Origin of the sequence: Algoriphagus mannitolivorans DSM 15301 (genome assembly GCF_000429425.1) — a bacterium.
Lineage (GTDB): Bacteria > Bacteroidota > Bacteroidia > Cytophagales > Cyclobacteriaceae > Algoriphagus > Algoriphagus mannitolivorans.
Window position 1 is genome coordinate 1 of the sequence record NZ_AUBV01000001.1, and the last position, 15,481, is coordinate 15,481.

General features: G+C 41.5%; 10 protein-coding genes and 1 other RNA gene. 5 read left to right on the forward strand and 6 right to left on the reverse strand.

Going from position 1 to position 15,481, the window contains the following annotated elements; genetic code table 11:
* Window positions 1-140: 140 nt before the first annotated feature.
* Entirely contained in the window at window positions 141-707 is a 567-nt protein-coding gene (locus tag G458_RS0100005) for a DUF3109 family protein (protein ID WP_026950076.1), read from the reverse strand.
* 250 nt (window positions 708-957) lie between these two features.
* Between G458_RS0100005 and rnpB the strand changes: the two genes are divergently transcribed.
* Both rnpB and G458_RS0100015 read left to right on the forward strand, forming a co-directional pair.
* Window positions 958-1,379, forward strand: an RNA gene (rnpB, locus tag G458_RS21295) — RNase P RNA component class A.
* 15 nt (window positions 1,380-1,394) lie between these two features.
* Complete coding sequence (locus G458_RS0100015; RefSeq protein ID WP_026950077.1) at window positions 1,395-2,552, forward strand: sigma-54-dependent transcriptional regulator; 1,158 nt, start codon at window positions 1,395-1,397, stop codon at window positions 2,550-2,552.
* Window positions 2,553-2,739: 187 nt separating this feature from the next.
* Here the strand turns inward: G458_RS0100015 and G458_RS0100020 are convergent, their stop codons facing one another.
* Window positions 2,740-3,735 carry an acyl-CoA synthetase family protein gene (locus G458_RS0100020; RefSeq protein ID WP_026950078.1) on the reverse strand — a complete coding sequence of 332 codons (996 nt, stop codon included), beginning with the start codon at window positions 3,733-3,735 and terminating at the stop codon, window positions 2,740-2,742.
* Between the two features lie 70 nt (window positions 3,736-3,805).
* Here G458_RS0100020 and G458_RS0100025 point away from each other — a divergent pair, with 70 nt between their 5' ends.
* Complete coding sequence (locus G458_RS0100025) at window positions 3,806-4,480, forward strand: hypothetical protein (RefSeq protein WP_026950079.1); 675 nt, start codon at window positions 3,806-3,808, stop codon at window positions 4,478-4,480.
* 52 nt (window positions 4,481-4,532) lie between these two features.
* Here the strand turns inward: G458_RS0100025 and G458_RS0100030 are convergent, their stop codons facing one another.
* Window positions 4,533-6,941 carry an alpha-ketoacid dehydrogenase subunit alpha/beta gene (locus G458_RS0100030; protein ID WP_026950080.1) on the reverse strand — a complete coding sequence of 803 codons (2,409 nt, stop codon included), beginning with the start codon at window positions 6,939-6,941 and terminating at the stop codon, window positions 4,533-4,535.
* Between the two features lie 437 nt (window positions 6,942-7,378).
* Between G458_RS0100030 and ald the strand changes: the two genes are divergently transcribed.
* Window positions 7,379-8,494, forward strand: a complete 1,116-nt coding sequence (ald, locus tag G458_RS0100035) for an alanine dehydrogenase (protein ID WP_026950081.1) — start codon at window positions 7,379-7,381, stop codon at window positions 8,492-8,494.
* A gap of 55 nt (window positions 8,495-8,549) precedes the next feature.
* Here ald and G458_RS0100040 read toward each other — a convergent pair whose 3' ends face one another.
* Window positions 8,550-9,512: a tryptophan 2,3-dioxygenase family protein gene (locus tag G458_RS0100040; RefSeq protein ID WP_026950082.1), complete on the reverse strand. Its 963-nt coding sequence runs from the start codon at window positions 9,510-9,512 to the stop codon at window positions 8,550-8,552.
* A 116-nt stretch (window positions 9,513-9,628) separates the two neighbouring features.
* On the opposite strand from G458_RS0100040, the gene G458_RS0100050 reads away from it, so the two are divergent.
* Complete coding sequence (locus G458_RS0100050; RefSeq protein WP_026950083.1) at window positions 9,629-10,834, forward strand: acyl-CoA dehydrogenase family protein; 1,206 nt, start codon at window positions 9,629-9,631, stop codon at window positions 10,832-10,834.
* 41 nt (window positions 10,835-10,875) lie between these two features.
* Here the strand turns inward: G458_RS0100050 and G458_RS0100055 are convergent, their stop codons facing one another.
* Both G458_RS0100055 and G458_RS21595 read right to left on the reverse strand, forming a co-directional pair.
* Window positions 10,876-11,754, reverse strand: a complete 879-nt coding sequence (locus G458_RS0100055; RefSeq protein ID WP_026950084.1) for a hypothetical protein — start codon at window positions 11,752-11,754, stop codon at window positions 10,876-10,878.
* Between the two features lie 9 nt (window positions 11,755-11,763).
* On the reverse strand, window positions 11,764-15,480 hold the full coding sequence (locus G458_RS21595) for a T9SS type A sorting domain-containing protein (RefSeq protein WP_084438787.1): 3,717 nt from the start codon (window positions 15,478-15,480) through the stop codon (window positions 11,764-11,766).
* Window position 15,481: the final 1 nt, after the last annotated feature.

The window sequence follows — 15,481 nt, forward strand, 5'->3', positions numbered from 1 at the left end:
AAAGTTATTTCCGTAATTTTTCCAGGCCTTTTAAGGGGCCGAAAAATTCCAGAATAACTTTTTCTACCACTTACACACTTATCGGGACGCTACCACAATAGGCAAAGCTTCTTGAAACTTTGCCTTTTTATTTTTTGGTTTTAATCCCCTTCGATTTCTTTCACCAGTTCCTGATACCAAGATTCCCCGTATTTCCGAACCAATGCATCTTTCAAAAATCTGTACAAGGGGACTTTTAGACTATTTCCCAAATGGCAAGCCGGATCGCAGATTTCCCAGCGGTCATAATTCAAAGCATCAAACTGATCATATTTAGTAATCCGAATAGGATACATATGACATGAAATGGGCTTTTTGAAATTCACCTTTCCATCCAAGTAAGCTTGTTCGATTCCGCATTTTAATATCCCTCTTTCATCGTAAAGGGCGTAGGCACATTCCCTATTATCACCAATTGTAGGAGTCCCCTTGTCCCCGTCTTTATCAATGACCCAAGTTCCTTGCTCCTCGATGACTCTTCTTCCCTCCTCCGTGATATAATCTTTTACCAAAGGATAGATTTTTTCCAAAATCTCTGTCTCCTCATCCTCTAAGGGAGCTCCCGCATCCCCTTCGACACAACAGGCTCCCTTGCAGGCCATCAAATCGCAGACAAAATAATTTTCCTTGATATCATCCGATAGCACGGCGTTCCCTACTAAAATCATGATTAAGCGTTTTGGACAAAGGTAAGAAAAATGACTTCCTGAAATGATTTAATAAGCCTCCCAAAAAAAGAACCGCCCCTATTCGGAGCGGCTCAACCCAGCACTATGAAGAAAGGCTATTGACCTTCCAAGTAGAGAACAGAGATTGATCGGATTTGTTTTTCACCAGATGAAAAAAATTTAATTTTTTTTAAAAAATTCATTTTTGGTCTCCCAAAAACGGATTCGGTAAAAATGACGTACTTTGTATTGTGCAAGTCGGCTTGTCGCTGTCCCGATGACCATCGGGGAAGAGGAAAGTCCGGGCAACAAAGAGCGCCATACTTCCTAACGGGAAGGGTGCTGTCTGGAGACGGACAGTACACAGAAAGTGCCACAGAAAACAAACCGCCTTTTGAATTCAGGTTTCGCCCTGAGCCATTCAAGAGGTAAGGGTGAAAAGGTGGAGTAAGAGCCCACCGCCCCGACAGTGATGAAGGGGGCACGGCAAACCTTATGGGTTGAAAGATCAAATAGGCCCCGGGCAAAGAGCTGCTCGTTCGATTTCCGTGCAAACGGGATTCCGGGGTGGGTAGATCGATGGATCCCGATCGTGAGGTCGGGGCTAGATAAATGGCAAGCCTCTTTTGATTTCAGAAGAGACAGAACCCGGCTTATAGACTTGCACTTTTTTATTTAATTTACAGCATGCCTAAGATTCTGATTATAGACGACGAACGGTTTATCCGTGCCTCCTTGAAGGAGATATTAGAATATGAAAAATTTGACGTTTCCGAAGCCCAAGACGGGGAAGAAGGACTTCAAAAAATAAAAGAGGAAGATTTTGACGTAGTTCTTTGTGACGTCAAAATGCCCAAAATGGATGGAATCGAAGTTTTGGATCAAGCCAAAGCCCTTGAAAAATCCCCTCAGTTTATCATGATTTCAGCCCATGGAAGCATAGAAACAGCGGTGGAGGCAACCAAAAAAGGGGCATTCGATTTTATCCCCAAACCACCCGATCTGAACCGCCTGCTGTTGACAGTCAGGAATGCGCTGGAAAAGAAGAATCTGGTCACTGAAACCAAGGTTCTAAAGAAGAAACTTTCCAAAAAATTTGACATGGTCGGAGAATCTCCAGCCATCGCAAGAGTGAAAGATACAATTGAGAAAGTAGCTCCAACTGACGCCCGTGTCTTGATCACCGGACCAAATGGAACGGGAAAAGAACTGGTTGCGCATTGGATTCATCAAAAAAGCAACCGTAGCGCAGAACCTTTTGTCGCAGTCAACTGTGCGGCTATTCCTTCAGAATTGATCGAGTCTGAGCTTTTTGGTCATGAAAAAGGGGCGTTTACCTCTGCTCACAAACAAAGAGCTGGAAAATTTGAACAAGCACAAGGAGGAACACTCTTTCTGGATGAGATTGGCGACATGTCTCTTTCTGCACAGTCTAAGGTATTGAGAGCCCTTCAGGAAAACCTGATTAACCGTGTAGGAAGTGATAAGGACATCAAAGTGGATGTGCGGGTATTAGCGGCTACCAATAAAGATCTCAAAAAAGAAATTGAGGGAGGACGATTTAGAGAAGATTTATATCACCGCTTGAGCGTCATTTTGATTCAGGTTCCTGCCCTAAAGGACAGGAAAGAGGATATCCCATTGTTGGTGGATAAATTCCTGGATGATATCGCTCAGGAGAACGGAGATGTCAAGAAAGGCATCACCAAAGAAGCACTGGATAAACTCCAAGAATTCCCTTGGACAGGCAATATCCGTGAACTCCGAAACGTGGTGGAAAGACTCGTGATTCTAGGTGAGGCGAAAATCAGCCTGGAGGATGTAAAAAAATATGCTGACTATTGAGGCCAGCATATTTTTTTAACTATTCGATGGAGCGGTAGTGCTTGCTTTGGCATAAGCTGGGCAAGGCTTACTGGATGCGCAGGCGCCAAGCGCTAAAATTCCGATGACAAGTGCTATAGAGGCAATTCTTTTCATAAATTAATTTTTTAAGCTGATCAAATATGTTCAATAAATTTTAAGATAGCAATTACTGCACCAACAAGTTGCAGCCCCGAATTTCCGAATTGTCAAATCTTCCGAGGACTTCGAGCATTCCACTTTCGTCTAATTTCCCTAAGTCCTGTGTTTCTATGAACGAACAAGAATGAAAATTAGCCAAATCAATCACATTAATTCCACCTTGGGATCGATTTGACCAACTCAGGGGATCATTTACATCCCTAAGTTTTATTCGCATGGAAGGCGGCAGGCTAAATTTTCCCTCTCCCATAGAGTATCCCTGGGACATCAATTCCGTCATTCCATATTCTGAATGGATAACCGAAACCTCAAAATAATCCCGAAGTATTTGGTGTACTTCTTCCCGGATCATTTCTTTCCTTCTGCCTTTCATCCCCCCTGTCTCCATTACAATCAATTTGTCCATGGGAGAAAAATTCTTACCGGATTCTGCCAAATCCAATAAGGCAAATGTGACTCCTAAAAGCAGCACTTTCCGGGAGCTGTTTTTCAATTCAGCAAGAGTAGCCAACAAATCATCTTGATTATAGAGGTAAAATCCGGAAAACTCGGATTTTGATTTTTCAATAAAGTGCTTCGCCATGGAAACTAGGCTGCTTCCGGGGCGCTCCAAATAAGCCGGCAACAAGGCTAACACATGATAATCTTCAATATTGCCGTAAAAGGACTCGAAAACCCTTAGAGAATGCTTTAAGTACCAAGACTCCGACCAATAGAAATGCTTGCTGGTGGTCATTCCTGTGGTCCCACTGCTTGAATAAAACCCTTCAAAATCCTCTTCCACTCCACAGACGACTGCCCAATCCTTAAAAAAACCAATCGGTAAAAAGGGTATTTGATCTAATTGGGAAATTTGGGAAATATCAATTGATCTAGCCTTGATATATTTATGGTAAATTGGATTTGCTTTGGCCTGAAACCTAAAAATATCAAGCGCTAAATTCTCAAATTCTTCAGACTTCAAATTCTCAATCCTTTCTGAAAAACTTTTGAATTCTAGCATCGTTTTATTGTTTACGTTTTACCAAGGAAAAAACTTACCTTATTTTCAGGAGTAAATTTACCTTTAGCCCATGCGATTAAAAAACTATTTAGGATTATTCTTGACCGTTGCACTGGCAGGGACTTCGTGCATTAGTCCACCCGAAAACTTTCCCAGCACACCGGAAATTACTTTTTCAAAAATTGAATATGTGGCTACTCCGAGTTTAGACTCTCTGATTATCAGTGTCAAATTCAAAGATGCAGAAGGAGATTTAGGTTTATCGCCTACAGATATTAATCCCCCCTATAATCCACTCAACTACAAAAGAGACGCTGCTGGAAATCTAATCACCTATTCTAAAAGACCAGCCGGAGCACCAAATTATAACCCTATAGATTGGGTAATTGATCCAATTATCAATAACACCGTCATTAGAGACACGATCTGGGTAGAACAAAACGAAAACCAATACAATATTTTCGTTCGCTTTTATATCAAAAGAAATGGAAGGTTTACAGAGTTCAGATGGCAAAACCCACCCTTCTACACGACTTTCAACGGGAGATTCCCTAGGGTTTTAAACTCAGATGAAGGTCAACCTGTTGAAGGTACAATTGAGTATAAAATGCTTTCCTCCGGATGGGAATCTATCTTCAGAAATGATACCATTCGAATCGATGTTGCCATTCAGGATCGTGCTTTAAATCGAAGCAATGAAGTATCAAGTCCAGAGGTAACACTGAGAACCATCACAAGAAATTAAAAAAAATAGGCAGTGAAAATTCACTGCCTATTTTGCTTATAGCCTGGCTTTTTTAAAGAGCCGGATATTTTTGAGGATTAGTCTCGTGCATCATCCAGTAGGCTTTTTCTACCACGTCTTCGACGCTAGGTTTGGAGAAATAATCCCCATCCGAAGAATAGGCTGGTCTATGAGCTTTTGCCGCTAAGGTCTGAGGCTCAGAATCCAAATACTTGAACACATTTTGATGATCCAAAACTTGCTGTAGCATAAATGCTGTAGCTCCACCCGGAACATCTTCATCAGCGAAAATAACCCGATTAGTTTTTCGGATAGACTCCCCTATGATGCCATGAACGTCAAAAGGAAGTAGCGTTTGAACATCGATGACTTCAACGGAAACTCCAACTTCTTCCAGCTCTTGGGCAGCCTCCATGACTATTCTACACATACTTCCGTAAGTCACAATGGTTAGATCTCTTCCTTCCCTCAGAACTTCAGGTTTACCCAAGGCAACAGAATATTCTCCGATGTTGTGAGGTAGTCTTTCTTTCAATCTATATCCATTTAGACACTCAATTACAATTGCTGGTTCATCAGACTCCAATAAAGTCTTGTACATACCAGCTGCCTGAGTCATGTCTCGAGGTACACAAACAATCATTCCCCTTAAAGTAGAAAGAATCATTCCCATTGGCGAACCAGCATGCCAAACTCCTTCTAAGCGATGGCCTCGGGTTCTGACGATCAGAGGCGCTTTTTGGCCACCTTTGGTTCGGTATTGAAGAGATGCCAAATCATCAGATAGCATCTGTAATCCATAAAGCAAATAATCCAAATACTGGATTTCCGCCACAGGTCTCAATCCTCTTAAAGCTGCTCCGATACCCTGTCCGACGATAGTACATTCCCGGATGCCAGTATCCGTTACTCTCCATTGCCCGTGCTTAGCCTGTAATCCTGCAAACGCCTGATTCACATCACCTATTTTCCCTACATCTTCTCCAAAAGCAAAAAATCTTGGGTCATTTTCCAAAGTGTGATCAAAGAAAGCCTGCAAAATTTCCCGGCCGTCCACTAAGGCAGATTTATCGTCAATCTTAGCTGGGACCTCAGGAATATTCAATGCAGCCCATTGAGATTTGCTATAAAGATGACTATTGTATCGGTCATGATTTTTCTCCTTCTGCTCCTCATACCATGCTTTAATCTTGGATTTAGCGGTTTCAGAATCATCTTTTGCAATCAATAGACTCTTTCTTACAGAACTGATAACATCCTTTCGAATTGGATTAATCGTTTTGGAAAGGTCCTCAGCTATCTGCAAGAGGGTGTTTTTTTGAGCACTGGAATCCGCCAAATCTTTGATAAGGCTTACGGCTTGCTGAAGCTCAGTCTTTATTTCACCTGAGAATTGAGCCCAAGCTGCTTCTTTTTGTTTTTTTACAAATGCCTTTTCTTCAGCCTCGATTCGATCGAGTTCTTCTTCGGTAGCAATACCGTTTGCCAAAATATACTCTCTGAATTTCTTAATGCAATCCCAGTCTTTTTCCCACTGGAGTCTTTCAGCTGATTTATAGCGTTCATGGGATCCAGAGGTAGAATGACCTTGTGGCTGAGTCATTTCTTCCACATGGATCAAGACTGGCACATGTTCCTTTCTTGCTAGGCTTCCCGCAAATTGAAAAGCCTCCATTAAGCCTTCATAATCCCAGCCTTTCACCTTCAAGATTTCGAATCCTTTTTCTGATTCGGTTCTTTGAAACCCGGCTAAGATTTCAGAAATACTTCCTTTGGTTGTATGATATTCTTGAGGTACAGAAATGCCAAATCCATCATCCCATACTGATATTACCATTGGCACTTGGAGAACACCAGCAGCATTGATGGATTCAAAAAACATCCCTTCAGAGGTCGAGGCATTCCCGATCGTTCCCCAAGCCACCTCATTTCCATGATTGGAAAACTGAGATAGATCGCTCAGTCCTGGGTTTTCACGGAATAATTTGGAGGCATAAGCCAAACCCAAAAGTTTTGGCATTTGCGCTGCTGTTGGGGAAATATCCGCAGCGGAATTATACATTTTGGTCAGATCTTTCCAAGTACCATCAGCATTGATCGACCTTGTGGCAAAGTGACCATTCATCAGTCTTCCTGCACTTGCTGGCTCTGCCTCGACACTGGTATGAGCATAGAGCTGAGCAAAATACTGCTGCACGGTCAGCTCGCCCAATGCCATCATGAAAGTCTGATCCCGATAATATCCAGAACGAAAATCCCCTAATTGAAAAGCTCTTGCCATGGCGAGTTGGGCCAATTCCTTTCCGTCACCGAAAATTCCGAACTTGGCCTTTCCCATGAACACTTCTTTACGTCCCATAAGGGAAGCATGCCTACTTCTGACAGCCACCCTGAAATCTAACAACACATCGGTACTTCGAACTGAAGAAGCGTTATCTTTTTCTTGTGATTTAAAGCTCATAGAGGGTAATTTACTTAAAGTTACTTTGGGTCTTTATTTGGGTTATTCCAAAAATAACCAAAAACCTTTGACCAGCAAAAAACATAAGACCTAGATTTCCATCAAAAATTTTGAAAAAATATTTAAAACATGAATTTTGCAAAATTTTATTTTGACTTTATCTCATTTGTTAATTCTTAATATTTCAAATTGAATTTCAAACCTTAGCATTTTTTATTTGGCACTTGAAAAAAAATTTCAAAATTTTTATTTTTTAAAATTGAATTTTTGAAATTTTATAAAAGTATTTTGAATTAAAACAAATTTCATTCTGATATTTTAACATAAACCAAATCAATACAGAATACTATTTTTAAATTGATAAAATTGAGACTCCACCTTGTTATCTTTGCGCACATTACATAGCAGAATATCAAAAACCCCAAACAGAACTAGCCATGATAATAGGTGTTCCTAAGGAAATCAAAAACAACGAAAACAGAGTAGCCTTAACCCCAGCGGGTGCCAAAGAATTGGTCAAAAGAGGACATACTGTCTATGTTCAACATTCAGCTGGAGAGGGCAGTGGATTTAGTGATGCAGAATACGAAGCTGCAGGTGCTAAAATTCTTCCTACTATCGAAGAGACTTATGCGATTGCAGAGATGATCATGAAGGTGAAGGAGCCTATCGAGCCTGAGTACAAGCTGATCAAAGAAAATCAATTGTTGTTTACATATTTCCACTTTGCTTCCTACGAGCCTTTGACAAAGGCCATGGTAGAAAGCAAAGCAGTTTGCCTAGCTTATGAGACCGTAGAAAAGGCAGATAGAAGCCTTCCGCTACTTGTTCCAATGTCTGAAGTAGCCGGTAGAATGGCAATTCAGAAAGGCGCAAATTATTTGGAAAAGCCACTTGGAGGCCGTGGGATTCTTCTTGGAGGCGTACCAGGTGTTCTTCCAGCAAAAGTTTTGATTTTGGGCGGAGGTATTGTAGGTACTCAGGCGGCTTGGATGGCTGCTGGATTGGGCGCTGATGTAACTATCATGGACGTTTCTCTACCGAGAATGAGATACCTTGCAGATGTTATGCCAGCCAACGTGAAAACCATGATGTCCAACGAATACAATATCCGTGAAATGATCAAGGACGCGGACCTGATTGTTGGTGCGGTATTGATTCCAGGTGCAAAAGCTCCACATTTGATTACCCGTGATATGCTGAAAGACATGAAAAAGGGTACCGTATTGGTAGACGTGGCGGTAGATCAAGGAGGATGTATTGAGACTTGTAAGCCAACCACTCATGAGAACCCTACTTTCGTGATTGACGATGTAGTACACTACTGCGTGGCCAATATGCCAGGAGCGGTTCCTTATACTTCTACCCTTGCCTTAACCAATGCTACTCTTCCTTATGCTATTCAATTGGCGGATAAAGGATGGAAAAAGGCAGCTCAGGAAAACCCTGACTTGGTGCCAGGCCTAAATGTGATCAACGGAGAGATCGTTTACAAGGCAGTGGCAGATGCATTTGAAATGCCTTATGCAATGGTTGAAAAATATCTAGCCTAAGCCCTAAATATAGAGGAAACAAAAATCCCGTCAGGATCAAACTGACGGGATTTTTTTATGATTCATCTCCGAAAATCTCTTTGATTACCCAGCCTTTCCCCCACTCTTCCATTTCCTCCTCGGTCCAAAGCTCTGGAAAGAAAATTACTTTTTGAAAACGAGGTGGAAGGTATTTCTGCCAGTTGGTTCCTCCGGTCGCCGCAATATCCACTGGATCTTTCTGAAGATATCTAACTGCTGACTTATAGTGAGCCAGAGGCCAGAAGACATTCGCCTTTAGATCAAATTTCCGCATCAATTCTGTCATTTCTTGACTTGGTGAATCTAAATCCATGTATTTCTGCCATAAGTTCTTTCTCCTGTATTCCTCAATCAAAGATTTTAATTGCTTACCATACTTCAACTCGAAATTTTTTAGTGTAAGGGTCTTTTCGCCTGTCGCTAATTCTATTGCTCCTTTTTGCCAATAGAGATTTTCAAACAGATCATCTGCTGGAGTGTGATAGTCAAATTCATTTCTTTTGGATAATTCTACCAAATGAAATGCATCAGTAGCCATCAACTCAATTTCCCTAAACTGAGCACTTTGAAATCCTGAAGAAGGCAACAAGGACATTCGGAATTTCAAAAACTGTTCGCGTTCCATGCCTTTCCACATCATTGCAAAGGAGCTGATCAAATGATCGAAATACATCAAAATCCTTTCTAGTCTTGTTTTGAAAAACTCCTCACTCTTTTGATTTTGATCGGAGATCTGTTCCATCTCTGAAATGATCAGCTTGAAATACAGTTCTGTAATCTGATGGTAAATGATGAAAATTTTCTCGTCTTTAAAGCTGGTCTTAGGCTGCTGAAGAGATAGCAAAACGTCCAAATTGATGTATTCCCAATAGGTCAGATAGTCTGCATACAGAAGTCCCTCAAGGTAAGAAACCATATCCTGACCAGAAGCTTTAAACTTATCTTGGAGCTGTTGTATTTTATCTAAAATCTTCGGATCGAATTGCTGCTGGTTCATGGGAATTTTTAAGGAAAAAGGTAGTTTTTTATGTGCCAATCTCCTTAATTTCGGAGGTTCGCTGACCATAGGAAGCGACAAAATTGTATCATTCTGACAAATAAACCAAAATTACCATGGATGCTAATTCGATCCAGAAATCGTTGAAACAGGACACTTTTGAAGGAGTTGACTTTCTGGACCTGGATGACTTGTTGACTGAGGAGCACAAATTGATTCGTAGCTCCATCCGAGATTTTGTTAAAAAAGAGATTTCTCCATACATCGAGGATTGGGCTCAAAAAGCCCATTTCCCTTACGAAATCGTAAAAAAATTCGGGGATGTGGGAGCCTTTGGCCCTCAAATTCCTGAAGAATACGGAGGAGGAGGACTGGATTACATTGCCTATGGCCTGATCATGCAGGAAATTGAAAGAGGTGATTCCGGTATGAGGTCAACAGCTTCAGTTCAAGGTTCTTTGGTAATGTATCCGATTTATAAATTTGGCTCCGAGGAACAAAAAAGAAAGTTCCTTCCCAAACTTGCCAGTGGAGAGATGCTCGGGTGCTTTGGACTCACAGAGCCTGACCATGGATCCAATCCAAGCGGTATGGTCACCAACTTCAAAGACATGGGAGACCACTACCTGCTCAACGGAGCAAAGATGTGGATTTCCAATTCTCCCAAAGCTGATATTGCGGTGGTATGGGCAAAGAATGAAGAAGGAAGAATCCATGGTCTGATTGTAGAAAGAGGCATGGAAGGTTTTTCTACTCCTGAAACACACAATAAGTGGTCTCTTCGCGCTTCTTGCACCGGGGAGTTGGTTTTTGATAATGTTAAAGTTCCAAAAGAAAATCTACTTCCAGGTAAATCCGGCTTAGGGGCTCCATTAATGTGTTTGGACTCTGCCCGATTCGGCATTGCTTGGGGTGCTATCGGAGCTGCGATGGATTGCTATGAGTCTGCCAGAAAATATTCTTTGGAAAGAATTCAATTTGACAAACCAATAGGCAGTTTCCAGCTTGTTCAAAAGAAACTAGCTGAAATGCTAACCGAAATCACAAAGGCTCAACTTCTTGCTTGGAAAGTCGGAAAAATGCTCAATGAAGGAAAAGCCAAGACGGTTCACATCTCCATGGCAAAAAGAAACAATGTCGATATGGCTTTGAACATAGCCCGTGAAGCAAGACAAATTCATGGCGGCATGGGAATTACCGGGGAATATCCGATCATGAGGCACATGATGAACTTAGAATCTGTTATTACCTATGAAGGTACACACGACATACATCTCCTAATTCTGGGAAATGAAATAACAGGTATTCCAGCATTCAAATAAAAAAGACGAAAGCCTCTGAAAATTCAGAGGCTTTTGTCTTATCACTTATATTTTTTCGGGTTTTCCATCATTTGGCGAACATCCTCGGGATCTGTCTTTTCTTTGCCAGTCAATAGGTAGATAATCATTCCGGAGTCAGAAGGATCAAACTCATCCCCTTTTTGAGCTGCTTCTAGCCTAGAATACAACCAGTCCCAAGAGCCTTTGGAAAATGGTTTCTTATCTTTAGCCGGAGAGGTTTTTAGCCAATCATATTTGCTGATATTGGCTTTGAGCCCCTCATATCCTTCCCCTCCATTTTGGTCGGCAATGTGATCCAATTGCAAACCATGCTTTTCAAATTTCTCTTTGATTTTATCCCAAGTCCATCCAGAATGTTTTTCCCAATCGTAAGGCTTATCTGCATGTTCGTCATTCCACTTGGAATGGGATATTATCCTCACATATTTAAGCTTTAATGAATCTGCTTCATTGAGGGCAGTACCTATGATTTCCATGGGGCCAGCAGCAATGATGGTCAACGGGTCCTTGGCCGAACTGACATTGATTTGGGACGCCAATTCAATAATTGCAAAATTTTGGGCAGTCGCAGCCTCTATGAATTTTGTCTTTTTGAATCCAAAAGTTTTAGCTCCTACAAATGCACTTTCTCTCATTTCGGCAGCAGCATTTGCTTTTTCTTTTCCTGAGCCCCAAATATGATCGCTGAAAATATATACCGGAACTTTGCTTTGAAGTCCATTTGCCGCCAAAAGAGCCAAAGTCATAGGAGTCGCCGCCCAATCATCCTCATCGTGTTCATTGCCATCCGAAGAGATCGCTATCCTTCCAGTATAAAAAGGAATTGACTGTGAAAAAGATGAGGTAAAGACAAAGGATAAAGCAAAAACGGAAAGAAGTAGAAGTTTTGTTTTTAACATAATAGGATGCTATTGAATAACTAGTTTTCCTGTAAAGGAGGTTTGATTGGGGCCGAATACCCAGACTAAGTACGTCCCTTTAGCCAAATCGTTCAAGTACAATTCTAAAACATCTGATTCAATTCTCAGCCATGAAATTTGAGAACTCACCTCTTTTCCCTTGGAATCAAAGAGATGCAATTCAAATTCCTCGTTTCCAAATTTTTCATTTGAAAACTCAATTTTAGTAGTCTGCGATGCGGGGTTGGGATAAATTTTGAGGGTTTCTGGAGCCTTCACCCAATTTTTTCCTATTCCAGCAATGGTCATGGTGACTGCTGGGAGAGTTGCTTTACAACCGCTAGAACTAGTCAATTCCACTGAATATTCACCCATTCGATCCACTTCTAGAATTCGGGTAGTTTTCCCCTCTAGTTTCTCCCCATTTCTAAACCATTGATAAGTAAAGGCACCCTCTGGAGCAATAAGCTTATTTCCGTCTAATCGAATCTCTCCGCTTGGTTTGGCATTTACCTTTAATTCGAAATTTGCAGACTCTGAAAGACATCCGCCTTGGTATCGTATGACAGCATGGTACACTCCTGGCTCTCCAGTTTCCAAAGTTTTGCCTGTCTGACCAGGAATCTCCACTCCATTTCTTCTCCATCTTACAACCTCAAAAGAAGCTGAGGAGGAAAGTTCAATGACCGTTTTCTCACCTTGACATATCTCTTTTTTACCGGAAACCTGGACTACTTGATTCTCCTTCCTTTTGATCTTGACTATTGCAACAGCTTCTGTCACATTTCCAGATTGATCTTCAGCTCTAATTGCGACAGAAATCGCTTTGCCAATATCTTCGCAGGAGAAACTAGATTTACTGATTGTCAATGACTTAATTGAGCAATTATCCTTACTGAGTTCCAAAATCTGGTTAGGGGTAATCTCAGCTTTTCCAAGCGTGACATCGAGATCCAATTCTAGATTTTTTGGAACCAAGACAGGTTTTGTAGTATCCCGAACCAAGATGATGATATCCCTTTCCCAAGCTTGCCCTTCTGCATTTTTGATAATCAGCTTGACCTGCTTATCTCCCAAGTCAGCACAAGTGAACAGTTTTTGGCTGAGTTCAAATGTCAAACCAGCACTTTCAAAAGGCCATTGGGTGAAAAGCTGGGAAACGGAAAGATCTGCCTTGCCATCTTCTCCGAGAAGGAGTTCAACACGTTCTTTGACTGTTGGGAATGGAAATTCAGACAAGGAAATTTCCAATGCCTGAGACAAAACAGTACAGCCTGAGGACAATCTCAATAAGGCTTGATACCTTCCGGGCTTATCGGTGATATACACCTTACTCTTCGCTTCTTGAATTACCACAAAATTTCTTGTCCATTCCACCACTTCAAACGGCAATTCTTCTCCCAAAATCAATCCTACTGTCCCTCCTTCAAATAGCTGACCGGTCTTTGACAAAGAGACCTTCTGAGATTCTATTGAGCTAAGGAACACTTCCACCAGTTTGGATTCGGTATTTCCTGAAAAATCAGTGGCCGTGACGATGATTTCATGAGGCAAATCCAAATCCCCACAGGTGAATCTGGATTTATTGATTTCTAGTGATTTTATCCCACAGTTGTCCGAAACTGAGGCCACAAACAATTCCGGATTGATTTCCAACACTCCTTTGGTCTTGTCGAAAACCAAGGAGGGACGCTTGACTTCGAGAATTGGCTTGAGTGTATCCTTAATTTCAACCAAAACGACCTTGGTCCAGGATTCTCCTTTGGAATTGGTCACCTTGACCTGTACCTCTTTTGATCCGATATTTTCGCAAGAAAACACTGGGCCCAAAGAATACTCTGCAGTCCAATCCGGTTGAGGTTCATTTTGGAGATAATTTTTCAGGGAGGTCTCCGATTTGCCATCGGCCCCGATCTCTACCAAAATTTTCTCTTTGAATACAGGTACAATCGTCTCCTCCCCGAGTTCAACCATGATTCGAACCCTATCCTCGTAAACTCTTCTTTCTATCCTTTCCAGATCGTAATTCTGATTCATTACCGGAAAAATATAAACCGGATCAAAATCTATTTGAGCAAAATATTTATTTCCGTCTTTGATTCGGGTGAGATTGACTTCCAAATGTCCGTAGTGCTTCCCTCCATCTACCAAAATAGGGACTGAACCTGAAGTATTCCAAACCTCCGGTGAATTCAAATCTGCCGCCCATTTGGAATACGGATTGTAATTCAAAGGATTTAAAGGGTCATTATACCAATCTCTTTTCACCCCTCGCATTCCATCTCCAGCCAAACCAACATCGTAATACAGCACTCCTTTTCCGTCTGAATCTTCATCCACAAAGCTCCGCTCAAAAAGTTCATCATGCCCGGATAAAACTGCGATCACTCCATATTTTTCAAATAATGGATGCAAAACTCTCAAAGGCGTTCCTCCTTGTCCTGTAGAAAGCTCATGATTCATGGGAACTCCATGTTCTCCAGAGGCAAAAGGAATGTGATGAAACTGGACAAACACCAGGCGTTTTTCTTCTTGAGCACTTTTTAAATTGGTTTCCAGCCAAATGTATTGATCAGTTCCAGGCCCAAAGCCAGACAAGTCCGTACCTCCAGCTGCTTGATAGTCTGCCAAGGTGTAATTTTCCTGGGTATCAGTCCCTGGCCCATTATATTCCTTTCCTTTCAGCTTTTGATTAGCTGGGTAATCACTCCTTTTTTCTTCAGGAGTTCCGTTATTGGAATCCAAAGTCAGGATCGTTACTGGACCATAATCTGTACGGTAATAGCTTTGACGATGCTTCTGAAGAGGGTCTTCGTTGACTATTTCAAAAAAAGTATGGAATCTGGACCGCCCCAATATGGGATTGAATGTACCGCGTTCATTGAAACCATAACCGCCATTGTAGGCTCCAAAAGTCTCCCAATTTCCAAGCGCCGGAACCACGGGAAATTTTGTGAAAACCTGATCAAATTCTCCGGCAGTATGTCGCCAAAATTCATCCCAAGCAGGCATATACCCACTTCCCTGAACGAGATCACCAGGCATGACAATGAAATCAGGCATCCGTTCACGGATCACTTTAAGATTTTCCGAAAAGCCCTTTTGTTCTGTCAGAAAATAATTTGGGATTTCAAATCCTGCTTCGGTGGTTGTTCCAAACTTTTGCTTCCAAAGCTCTGGGGTTGAAAAAGGGCGAATCAATGGATTTCCTGGATACCAGGCCCGATGATTGATTCTTCCATATGGTTCTGTTTCGGAATCTGCTAAGGCAACAAATCGGATTTTCTCCCAGTTTTTCGGATCTGGACCGGTCTTTAGTTGGGAAGAAAATTTTTGGGAGCCTAAGGTTACCTCATAGGTAAGTGATTGATTATAGGGACTGATAAACTGATATTCATAACGAAAGTATTTCTCATCTCCTATCCAGTTTTGCCCCTCTAAACCTGGAATTACCTGATTTTTCTCTGGTGAAGTATAATACAAATTGGCCTGCTCCACTCCTACCACGTCCGAAGAAAACACCACAACCCCTTCAGAATTTTTAATCAATATGGAAGATCCCAGGGATGAAGATGAAAACCATCGAATTTGAACCAGATTATTTTTGCCAATCTGCTGGTAAGGAAGGATTCTAAAATTAGATTGCCCATTGGCTGAAAAACAAATCAAACAACTGAGGAAAACCCCGATAAACTGCAAAACAAAAAATTGGGTTTGCTTTTTCATG

Excerpts from the sequence above, each read along its gene's own strand:
- G458_RS0100005 (WP_026950076.1), bottom strand. The coding sequence starts at position 707 with ATGATTTTAGTAGGGAACGCCGTGCTATCGGATGATATCAAGGAAAAT.
- G458_RS0100015 (WP_026950077.1), top strand. The coding sequence starts at position 1,395 with ATGCCTAAGATTCTGATTATAGACGACGAACGGTTTATCCGTGCCTCC.
- G458_RS0100020 (WP_026950078.1), bottom strand. The coding sequence starts at position 3,735 with ATGCTAGAATTCAAAAGTTTTTCAGAAAGGATTGAGAATTTGAAGTCT.
- G458_RS0100025 (WP_026950079.1), top strand. The coding sequence starts at position 3,806 with ATGCGATTAAAAAACTATTTAGGATTATTCTTGACCGTTGCACTGGCA.
- G458_RS0100030 (WP_026950080.1), bottom strand. The coding sequence starts at position 6,941 with ATGAGCTTTAAATCACAAGAAAAAGATAACGCTTCTTCAGTTCGAAGT.
- ald (WP_026950081.1), top strand. The coding sequence starts at position 7,379 with ATGATAATAGGTGTTCCTAAGGAAATCAAAAACAACGAAAACAGAGTA.
- G458_RS0100040 (WP_026950082.1), bottom strand. The coding sequence starts at position 9,512 with ATGAACCAGCAGCAATTCGATCCGAAGATTTTAGATAAAATACAACAG.
- G458_RS0100050 (WP_026950083.1), top strand. The coding sequence starts at position 9,629 with ATGGATGCTAATTCGATCCAGAAATCGTTGAAACAGGACACTTTTGAA.
- G458_RS0100055 (WP_026950084.1), bottom strand. The coding sequence starts at position 11,754 with ATGTTAAAAACAAAACTTCTACTTCTTTCCGTTTTTGCTTTATCCTTT.
- G458_RS21595 (WP_084438787.1), bottom strand. The coding sequence starts at position 15,480 with ATGAAAAAGCAAACCCAATTTTTTGTTTTGCAGTTTATCGGGGTTTTC.